This is a genomic window from Actinophytocola sp., assembly GCF_035712165.1.
Classification (GTDB): domain Bacteria; phylum Actinomycetota; class Actinomycetes; order Mycobacteriales; family Pseudonocardiaceae; genus DASYTH01.
On the sequence record NZ_DASTBH010000555.1, the window covers coordinates 23682 to 31147 of the forward strand.

General features: G+C 70.1%; 8 protein-coding genes. 5 read left to right on the forward strand and 3 right to left on the reverse strand.

Translation table 11 applies throughout. The features are described 5' to 3' along the window. Window position 1: 1 nt before the first annotated feature. Window positions 2-1189, reverse strand: a complete 1188-nt coding sequence (locus tag VFO68_RS31515) for an MFS transporter (protein WP_325162067.1) — start codon at window positions 1187-1189, stop codon at window positions 2-4. Between the two features lie 94 nt (window positions 1190-1283). Between VFO68_RS31515 and VFO68_RS31520 the strand changes: the two genes are divergently transcribed. Next, window positions 1284-1808, forward strand: a complete 525-nt coding sequence (locus tag VFO68_RS31520) for an Lrp/AsnC family transcriptional regulator (protein ID WP_325162068.1) — start codon at window positions 1284-1286, stop codon at window positions 1806-1808. Here the strand turns inward: VFO68_RS31520 and recQ are convergent. Next, a complete protein-coding gene (gene recQ / locus VFO68_RS31525; protein ID WP_325162069.1) occupies window positions 1794-3623 on the reverse strand; it encodes a DNA helicase RecQ in 1830 nt (609 codons plus the stop codon). The genes VFO68_RS31520 and recQ overlap by 15 nt on opposite strands. A gap of 112 nt (window positions 3624-3735) precedes the next feature. On the opposite strand from recQ, the gene VFO68_RS31530 reads away from it, so the two are divergent. From VFO68_RS31530 to VFO68_RS31545, 4 genes are all read left to right on the forward strand, one after another. Beyond that, window positions 3736-4182, forward strand: coding sequence for a histone-like nucleoid-structuring protein Lsr2 (locus tag VFO68_RS31530; RefSeq protein ID WP_414635610.1), 447 nt, complete (start codon window positions 3736-3738; stop codon window positions 4180-4182). A gap of 228 nt (window positions 4183-4410) precedes the next feature. Continuing rightward, window positions 4411-4662, forward strand: a complete 252-nt coding sequence (locus VFO68_RS31535) for a hypothetical protein (RefSeq protein ID WP_325162070.1) — start codon at window positions 4411-4413, stop codon at window positions 4660-4662. Window positions 4663-4705: 43 nt separating this feature from the next. Beyond that, window positions 4706-5173 carry a hypothetical protein gene (locus VFO68_RS31540; protein ID WP_325162071.1) on the forward strand — a complete coding sequence of 156 codons (468 nt, stop codon included), beginning with the start codon at window positions 4706-4708 and terminating at the stop codon, window positions 5171-5173. Between the two features lie 197 nt (window positions 5174-5370). Next, entirely contained in the window at window positions 5371-6384 is a 1014-nt protein-coding gene (locus tag VFO68_RS31545) for a phosphatidylinositol-specific phospholipase C (protein WP_325162072.1), read from the forward strand. Between the two features lie 7 nt (window positions 6385-6391). Here the strand turns inward: VFO68_RS31545 and VFO68_RS31550 are convergent, their stop codons facing one another. After that, window positions 6392-6904, reverse strand: coding sequence for a hypothetical protein (locus VFO68_RS31550; RefSeq protein ID WP_325162073.1), 513 nt, complete (start codon window positions 6902-6904; stop codon window positions 6392-6394). Window positions 6905-7466 lie beyond the last annotated feature (562 nt).

The following is a 7466-nucleotide window of genomic DNA, read 5'->3' on the forward strand; positions in this document are numbered from 1 at the left end:
GTCACCTCCGCAGCAGCACCGCCGGCACCAGCGCGACCAGTCCGGCCAGCGCGGCGAGCACGGGGTAGCCGCCGGAGCCGAACAGCGGGCCCGCGGCCAGGCTCGCGAACATGGCGGCGACCCAGATGATCGCGTCCACGGCGCCCTGCAGCCGGACCCGGGCGTGCTCGGGCAGGTCCCGGCTCAGCACCGTGCTTCCGCCCACGAACACCAGGTTCCAGCCGTACCCGAGCAGGAACAGGGCGACCGGCAGCCCGGAGGAGTGCGCCGTGGGCAGCAGCGCGGCCAGGGCGGCGGCGGTGAGCAGCACGGCGGACCCGGCCCCGATCGTGGCCCGCCCGCCGAACCGGTCGGCGATCTTCCCGGACAGCGGGGCGAGCGCGAACATGCCGATCATATGGGCGCTGACGATCCACCCGACCACGTCCAGCCCGTGTCCGTGGCGCTCGAGCTGCAGCGGCGTCATCAGCATGACCGCCACCATGGTGATCTGCGCCGCCGCCATCGCCACCACGGCCAGCCGGACCGCCGGCCTGCGCAGCGTCGCCGTCGCGGGTTCGCCCGGGTGGTCCACCGGCCGGGGCGCCGGCCGGCTGGCCGGGGCCCCGGCCGTGGCCAGGGCGGCGCCGGCGATGGCGAGCGCGCCGACCAGGATCGGGCCGGAGAGCCGGGGCAGGCCGTGGCCGGACGCGACCGCGGCCGCCGGCGCGATCAGCGCGGGGCCGACCACCGCGCCGACCGTGCCGCTCCACACGATCGCCGACAGCGCGAACCCTCGGCGTTCGGCGGGATACAACTCGGCCGCGGCGTAGCGGGACAGCAGCGCGCCGCCGTTGCCGACGCCGAGCAGCAGCACGCCGAGTACCAGCAGCGGCAGCAGGGCGCCCACCGTCGCGATGAAGCCGGTCAGCGCTCCGGCGCAGGCGACGCCGTAGGCGACCAGCAGCGCGAACCGCCGCCCGTAGCGCGCGGTCAGCGCGCCGATGCCGAGCGCCCCGAGCGCCGCGCCGAGCACCCCGGCGGCGCTGGGCAGCCCGCTGACCGCTTCGCCGCCCAGTCCGGCCGCGATCAGGGTCGCCGCGGTGCTCGCCCCGGCGAACCCGATGTTCAGCAGCGCGACGCCGGTGAACAGCGAGACCATCGTGCGCCGGCGGGCGGTGTCGGGGGAGTGGCCGAGGAGAACGCTCATGATCAAAAGGGTAGACGGCTAACCTGCCGGTTCGAAGGCTCCGCCAACGGACCGTCGGGCCTTCCACGGGCGATCCGAAAGGAATCCGAGGCGCATGACCTTACGAACGGAAAGGCAGCTCGATGACCTGGACTGGCGCATCCTGGACGAGCTGCAGGCCGACGGCCGGCTGTCGTTCAAGGAGCTGGGCCGGCGGGTGAACCTCTCGCCGCCTGCGGTCGCCGACCGGGTGCGCAGGCTCGAGGAAGGCGGGGTGATCACCGGCTATCACGCGGCCGTCGAGGCGGGCCGGGCCGGCTACCCGATCACCGCTTTCGTGGAGATGCGCTGCGCGCTGGCCAGCTGCCTGCTCAAGACCAGCGGCGCGGACGACTACCCGGAGGTGGTGGAGATCCACAAGTTGTCCGGCGACCACTGCTCCATGCTCAAGGTGCGGGCGGCGTCGCTCGAGCACTTCGAGGGCCTGTTGGAGCGGCTGGGCCGGCACGGCGAGATGCGGTCCTCGATCGTGCTGTCCACCCAGTTCGGTGGCCGCCCGGTGCAGCGCCCGCAGGACGAGTTCCTGCGGGCCACCCAGCACAGCCGGTGGCGCCCCGAGACACCGTCAGCCGGTCGCTAGCGCCGCCAGCACCTGCTCGCCGTAGCGGGCCAGCTTGTGCTCGCCCACGCCGCTCACCGAGCCCAGCTCGGCCAGGTTCGCCGGCATCCGGGTGGCGATCTCGCGCAGGGTGGCGTCGTGGAAGATCACGTAGGCCGGCACGCCCTGCTCCTTGGCCGCGCCGGCCCGCCACGCGCGCAACCGTTCGAACACCGGCGCCGCCGTGGCCGGCAGCTCGGCCGCCGGAGCCCGGCTGGCCTTGCCGGCGCGTGCCGTGCGTTCCGGCTCGCGGCGCATCGGCACCGGCCGCTCGCCGCCGAGCACCGCACCGCTGGCCTCGGTGAGCACCAGCGTGCCGTAGTCGCCCTCCACGCTGAGCAGGTTCTGCGCCAGCAGCTGACGGATCACGCCGCGCCAGCCGCTCTCGTTCAACTCGGTGCCGACACCGAACACCGACAGCGAGTCGTGCCGGAACTGGGTCACCTTCTGGGTGGTGCGGCCGAGCAGGATGTCGATGATCTGCCCGGCGCCGAACTTCTGCCGGCGCTCCCGGTCCAGCCGCCAGACCGTGGACAGCACCTTCTGGGCCGGGACCGTGCCGTCCCAGGTCTGCGGCGGCGCCAGGCAGGTGTCGCAGTTGCCGCACGGCTCGGCCTCCTGACCGAAGTAGGCGAGCAGGCGGACCCGCCGGCACTCCACGGTCTCGCACAGCGCGAGCATCGCGTCCAGGTGCAGCGACTGGCGCCTGCGATGCGCGGCGTCGCCGTCCGAGCCGTCGATCAGCTTGCGCTGCTGCACCACGTCGGCGAGCCCGTAGGTCAGCCAGGCGGTCGAGGGCAGGCCGTCCCGGCCGGCCCGGCCGGTCTCCTGGTAGTACCCCTCGACCGACTTGGGCAGGTCGAGGTGGGCGACGAACCGGACGTCGGGTTTGTCGATGCCCATGCCGAACGCGATGGTGGCGACCATGACCAGGCCGTCCTCGCGCAGGAACCGGGCCTGGTTGGCCGCGCGGGTGCCCGCGTCCAGGCCGGCGTGGTACGGCAGCGCCGGGATTCCGTTGGCCACCAGCATCTCGGCGGTCTTCTCGGTGGACGCGCGGGACAGGCAGTACACGATGCCCGCGTCGCCGGCGTGCTCGGTGCGCAGCAGGTCGAGCAACTGCCGGGCGGGCTCCTGTTTCGGCACGATCCGGTACTGGATGTTCGGCCGGTCGAAGCTCGCGACGTGGTGCAGCGCGCCGGTCAGGTCCAGCCGTTCGGCGATCTCCCGGCGGGTGGCGTCGGTGGCGGTGGCGGTCAGCGCGATCCGCGGCACGTCCGGCCAGCGTTCGTGCAGCGCGGAAAGGGCCAGGTAGTCCGGACGGAAGTCGTGGCCCCACTGCGCCACGCAATGGGCTTCGTCGATAGCGAACAGGGCGATCCGGCACTGTTCCAGGAAGCGCATTGTTGACTCAACACTCAGTCGTTCGGGCGCCAGATAGAGCAGATCAAGATCGCCGGACCGCGCCTGTGCCTCGACGGTGCGGCGTTGCCCGGGATCCTGTGCGGAGTTGAGGAAATCTGCCCGCACGCCGAGCGCGCGCAGCGCGTCCACCTGGTCCTGCATGAGCGCGATCAGAGGGGAAACCACCACGCCCATGCCGTCCCGGACCAGCGCCGGCACCTGGTAACAGAGGGACTTGCCGCCCCCGGTGGGCATCAGCACCAGCGCGTCGCCACCCGCGATCAGGTGCTCGACGATCGGCTGCTGCCCGTCGCGGAAGGAGTCGTACCCAAAGACACGGTGCAGTACCCGGAAAGGGTCGCGCACTTCCGAACTGGTTCCAGGAGCGGTCACCCGGTGATTCTATGGGCCGGCTTCGATGCCGTGTTCGACGGCTGGAGTAGACCACTGTGGACATGATACTAGCGAAACGAAAAAAGAGTCGCGTAGGCTGTCGACTAGCGCGGTGCGCAACCGCAGCCAATCCACAGTGCGCGACCCTTCTGACCCGAAGAAAAGAGTTGAACTGATGGCTCAGAAAGTCCTTGTCCAGTACGTCGACGACTTGGACGGTATACCGGGTGACGATGTTTCCACGGTGACCTTCGCGCTCGACGGCGTCAGCTATGAGATCGACCTGCGCGAGGAAAACGCCTCCCGCCTGCGGGAGAGTCTGGCCGATTACGTCGACTCCGCACGGCGGGTCGGGGGCCGGGTCCGGCGTGGTGCCACACCGGCCTCGGCGCCGGTGCGGTCCGCGGATACCCGGAGCAAGGAGCAGACGAAAGCAATCCGCGAATGGGCGAAGAAGAACGGGTACGACCTTGCCGAACGCGGCCGTATCCCGGCGAACGTCATTGCCGCCTTCGAAGACGCGCACGCCAAGAAGAGTAAGCGTGCCCGGAAGGGTTAGCGTCGTTCCAGAACTGCCGGGTGGCGACAATAGCGCGGGGTAGTATGCGATAAGTGTAATCGCCGAGTGTCGCCGCCCGGCATATCTGGCTGCGCCGGACAGATCTGGCTGATTGGCCGCACCCAATTTCTCGACCGGCGGGCCACTCCCGGGTGACGCAGGTATCAGGGGCCGCGCTGCGCCCTCCTGTCATGGCAGGAACCACCCTCCTGGGGAGGAGGAGCAGCCATGAACGACCTGCCCACCCGCCGCCCGGTGCTCGGCCGGATCATCGACTCGGCCAAGGCCGAACCCGTCGCCACCCAGGGACTGATCCAGGCGACGCTGGCACTGCTGATCGGCTTCGGCGTGATCAGCTGGACCAGCGAGCAGACCGGCCTGGCCCTGGCGCTGACCGCCGCCATCCTGACCTTCCTGGCCCGCAGGCGGGTGACCCCGACCACCCGGGTGCCCACCGAGCGGCCACCGGATCTCAGCTAGCCAATTTTTGAACGATCGGCCGGTGCGGACCGTATGAACTGGTGTGTGGTGTGCGCAGACCAGTGAGCGGGTGTGGCGCGGCCGGGTGCTGGCCGCGCTCGTGACCGCGGCCGTGCTCGCGGTCGCCGGATGCGGGGCCGGGCCGGGCGCGCCGGAGGCCGGGGGCCACGGCCACGGCGGCCAGCCGCGACCCGACGACGCCGCCAACACCATGCCCTCCGAGCCGATGACGGTGGAGGCGCTGGCCACCGCCGTCGGCTGCCAGACCAGCTCCCCGCAGCACGGGTCCGACTTCCGCCAGGCGAACTGCTCGGGGACGGGGGAGAAGCTGGTGCTCCTCGACTTCGACACCGCCAAGGGGCAGCGGGAGTGGGTGGACATGTCGAAGGCGTACGGCGGGGTGTACCTGGTCGGCAACCGGTGGACCGTGTCCGGCAACTCCCGGGACTACATGCTGGCGCTGCAGGCCCGCCTCGGCGGCGCCATCGAGCAGGACACCCACGGTTCCTGACCGGTGCGTAACCCGGCCGGGCGAACGTCTCGACACGATCGGCTCGGTCGGCAACCCGTCTCCCGTGAGCTCAACGGTACTTTGTGCTCGGTCCCTCGCCGGGCAACTCCGCACCGTTGAAGGGAAACACGTCGATGACATCCGCCCGGACATCCGCCCGGACATCCGCTCGGACCTCCGCGAGGACCGCGACCGTCGTGGCCACGCTCGCCTCGCTCGGACTCGCCTTCGCGGCGCCCGCCGCCGCACACGAGACCGCGGCCTACTCCCACGACTCGACCATCGGTCTGACCAGCACCGACTGGATGAGATCGCTGTCCGGCACCAGATCGCTCAGCAGCCTGTCCGTCCCGGGCACCCACGACACGGGCGCTTCAGTAGCGGGCGGTGACATCACCCTCACCCAGTCGATGAACCTGGCCACCCAGCTGAGCTCGGGCATCCGGGCGTGGGACATCCGGCTGGGCAAGGACGGCAGCGGCCGGCTGAAGATCTACCACGGGATCAGCCGGCAGGGTCAGGACTTCGAGAACGACGTGCTGGCGACCGTCGACCGGTTTCTCCGGGCACACCCCGGCGAGACCGTGCTGATGCGGATCCAGCACGAGACCGGACCCACCGCCGGGTTCGACACCGCGGTCAAGGCCGGCCTCGACCGGTTCCCGGCGCGGGTCTACCGGGGCGCGAGCAACAACCCGAGACTCGCGGACATCCGCGGCAAGATCGTCGTCCTGCAGAACTTCAGCTCGGGCATGCGGTTCGGCATCCCGTGGAACAGCCTGCGGATCCAGGACGCCTACCACCTGACGACCAACTGGGACCTGGCCAACAAGTGGCGCGCGATCAAGACCCAGTTGGGCGCGGCACAGACCGGCCCGGCCACCGCGATCTACGTCAACTTCCTCAGCGGTTCGGGCGGGTCGTTCCCGTACTTCGTCGCCAGCGGCCACTCCAGCCCCGGCACCGGCGCGCCCAACCTGCTCACCGGCTGGACCCGCGGCATCATCAACACCTGCGGCCGCTCGGCCAACTGCATCCCCGAGTACCGCAGCGTCAACTGCTTCCTCGGGACCTGCTCGGTGGCCTTCGAGGGCACCAACGCGATGACCATGAACGACGTCCTCGGCCGGCCCCGCAGCGCCCGGCTGGGCATCGTCTACGCCGACTTCCCCGGCCGCGGTCTGATCTCGGCCATCATCAACCACAACTGACGCCCGCTCAGTGCGGCTTGAACACGATCTGCAGGGCGATCACCAGTGCCCCGATCCCCCCACCGGCCAGTGCCGAGCCGATCAGCCAGATCCCGGTCAGCCCGGCCCGGAACCCGGCATAGAGTCCCCAGCCGGCCAGCATCAGCGTGCCCAGCCCGAGAATCACCTGGATGCTGCCGAAGGCGTCCAACGGGCTCAGCCAACCGATCGCCAACGCGACCAGCGGCGGGACCGCCACCAGCAAGAACTCGGCATCATCGCGCAGCAACTGCCGCCACTCCGGCCAGGTGAGCGGCCGCTCCACCGCCATGTGCCTGGTCATCGACCCCGCGAACAGGTGGGCCAGCATCAACGCCAACGTCGGCAAAGTGATCACCAAGGCCACCCCGAGAAAGTTCGGATGGCCCTCCCACCCGGTATAAACGGCCAGAACCGACATCAGGACCACGGTTCCGTAGATGGCCCGCTCCGGATCCAGCCCCCACACCCGGTGCTGGTGATGCCCATGGGATTGGCTCACCCCCCCATTGTCAACGATCACCATGCCCAGCCGCCCCCCACCCCGCGGTTCGGCCGCATCGCCGGCACCGACCTCCTCGCACACAGAACCCTCGGCGCCTCCGGTCCGAACCACGGACAATCCTGATTCTCCGCATCATTTTCGAGAAAACGCCGAACACCCGCCGCTGCACGAGAATCGAGTATCGACTAAATCCCAACCGTCGTTCGCATTGCCGCCGCACTCATGCAGCGCAGCGAAGTATTCGGGTGGATGGTCCACTGTCGACAATGATCACCTTGTCGAGATGGCAGTGATGTCCCAGTCTGTTCCGATTCCCGCGGAGTGGTCGGTGTCGGCCAGCGCCCGCAGCGCCGCCAAGCCTGACGGCACCGAGCGCGCGCAACGGCCAGGCGGGTCAGGCCCAGGGGGCGCTGCGGAGACGGTCGGCCATGATGGCGGCGTCTTGTTGGTACCGCTTGCCTTCCTCGGGCTGGGCCAGGGTCGTCGCCTGGCCGAAGTCCACGAACATCACCAGGACGCGGCCCTGTCGCATGAGCACGCCGCGGTGATGGCCCGGCAG

Coding starts and splice junctions, on each gene's coding strand:
- VFO68_RS31520 (WP_325162068.1), top strand. CDS start 1,284: ATGACCTTACGAACGGAAAGGCAGCTCGATGACCTGGACTGGCGCATC.
- VFO68_RS31515 (WP_325162067.1), bottom strand. CDS start 1,189: ATGAGCGTTCTCCTCGGCCACTCCCCCGACACCGCCCGCCGGCGCACG.
- VFO68_RS31535 (WP_325162070.1), top strand. CDS start 4,411: ATGAACGACCTGCCCACCCGCCGCCCGGTGCTCGGCCGGATCATCGAC.